1 rRNA gene is annotated in these 2,426 nt (G+C 54.6%); it reads right to left on the bottom strand.

The features are described 5' to 3' along the window. Positions 1 to 2,426: ribosomal RNA gene (locus C7I36_RS16805) — 23S ribosomal RNA — on the bottom strand; the annotation flags it as partial.

The raw sequence follows: 2,426 nt of genomic DNA, 5'->3' as shown, positions 1-2,426 counted from the left end.
AGGGATGACTCATCTCGGGGCTCGCTTCCCGCTTAGATGCTTTCAGCGGTTATCGATTCCGAACTTAGCTACCGGGCAGTGCCATTGGCATGACAACCCGAACACCAGCGGTTCGTTCACTCCGGTCCTCTCGTACTAGGAGCAACCCCCCTCAATCATCCAACGCCCACGGCAGATAGGGACCGAACTGTCTCACGACGTTCTGAACCCAGCTCGCGTACCACTTTAAATGGCGAACAGCCATACCCTTGGGACCGACTTCAGCCCCAGGATGTGATGAGCCGACATCGAGGTGCCAAACACCGCCGTCGATATGAACTCTTGGGCGGTATCAGCCTGTTATCCCCGGAGTACCTTTTATCCGTTGAGCGATGGCCCTTCCATTCAGAACCACCGGATCACTATGACCTGCTTTCGCACCTGCTCGACCTGTCCGTCTCGCAGTTAAGCTGGCTTATGCCATTGCACTAACCGTACGATGTCCGACCGTACTTAGCCAACCTTCGTGCTCCTCCGTTACGCTTTGGGAGGAGACCGCCCCAGTCAAACTACCCACCAGGCACTGTCCGCACCCCCGATAAGGGGGCAACGTTAGAACATCAAACATACAAGGGTGGTATTTCAAGGTCGGCTCCACGGCAACTGGCGTCACCGCTTCACAGCCTCCCACCTATCCTACACATGTAGGGTCAATGTTCAGTGCCAAGCTATAGTAAAGGTTCACGGGGTCTTTCCGTCTAGCCGCGGGTACACCGCATCTTCACGGCGAATTCAATTTCACTGAGTCTCGGGTGGAGACAGCGTGGCCATGGTTACACCATTCGTGCAGGTCGGAACTTACCCGACAAGGAATTTCGCTACCTTAGGACCGTTATAGTTACGGCCGCCGTTTACCGGGGCTTCGATCAAGAGCTTCACCTTGCGGCTAACCCCATCAATTAACCTTCCGGCACCGGGCAGGTGTCACACCGTATACGTCCTCTTACGAGTTTGCACAGTGCTGTGTTTTTGATAAACAGTCCCAGCCACCTGGTCACTGCGACTGGCTCAGGCTCCATCCGCAAGGGACTTCACCCGCTCCAGCGTACCTTCTCCCGAAGTTACGGTACTATTTTGCCTAGTTCCTTCACCCGAGTTCTCTCAAGCGCCTTGGTATTCTCTACCCGACCACCTGTGTCGGTTTGGGGTACGGTTCACGTGCATCTGAAGCTTAGAGGCTTTTCCTGGAAGCCGGGCATCAATGGCTTCGCCACCGTAGTGGCTTCGTCTCGGGCCTCAGCGTTGTGCGTCCGGATTTGCCTAAACGCACCGCCTACCCCCTTTCACCAGGACAACCAACGCCTGGCCCACCTAGCCTTCTCCGTCCCCCCATCGCAATGCACGTCAGTACGGGAATATTAACCCGTTTCCCATCGACTACGCCTTTCGGCCTCGCCTTAGGGGCCGACTCACCCTGCCCCGATTAACGTTGGACAGGAACCCTTGGTCTTCCGGCGAGGAGGTTTTTCACCCCCTTTATCGTTACTCATGTCAGCATTCGCACTTCTGATATCTCCAGCATGCCTCACGACACACCTTCGCAGACTTACAGAACGCTCCCCTACCACTCAGAATAAATTCTGAATCCGCGGCTTCGGTGCCTGGTTTAGCCCCGTTACATCTTCCGCGCAGGCCGACTCGACCAGTGAGCTATTACGCTTTCTTTAAATGATGGCTGCTTCTAAGCCAACATCCTGGCTGTCTGAGCCTTCCCACCTCGTTTCCCACTTAACCAGAACTTGGGGACCTTAGCCGGCGGTCTGGGTTGTTTCCCTCTTCACGACGGACGTTAGCACCCGCCGTGTGTCTCCCGGATAGTACTTACTGGTATTCGGAGTTTGCATGGGGTTGGTAAGTCGGGATGACCCCCTAGCCCAAACAGTGCTCTACCCCCAGTAGTATTCGTCCGAGGCGCTACCTAAATAGCTTTCGGGGAGAACCAGCTATCTCCCGGTTTGATTGGCCTTTCACCCCCAGCCACAGGTCATCCCCTAACTTTGCAACGTTAGTGGGTTCGGTCCTCCAGTTGATGTTACTCAACCTTCAACCTGCCCATGGCTAGATCACCGGGTTTCGGGTCTACTCCTAGCAACTGTTCGCCCAGTTAAGACTCGGTTTCCCTACGGCTCCCCTATACGGTTAACCTTGCTACTAAAAGTAAGTCGCTGACCCATTATACAAAAGGTACGCAGTCACCTAACGAGTAGGCTTCCACTGCTTGTACGTACACGGTTTCAGGTTCTATTTCACTCCCCTCACAGGGGTTCTTTTCGCCTTTCCCTCACGGTACTGGTTCACTATCGGTCAGTCAGGAGTATTTAGCCTTGGAGGATGGTCCCCCCATGTTCAGACAGGATATCACGTGTCCCGTCCTACTCGATTTCACA

The organism is Zobellella taiwanensis (assembly GCF_003012795.1).
In the GTDB taxonomy this organism is placed as follows: Bacteria; Pseudomonadota; Gammaproteobacteria; order Enterobacterales; family Aeromonadaceae; genus Oceanimonas; species Oceanimonas taiwanensis.
Note: the sequence above shows the minus strand (reverse complement) of the source record. Positions and strands in the feature narration are given on the sequence as shown.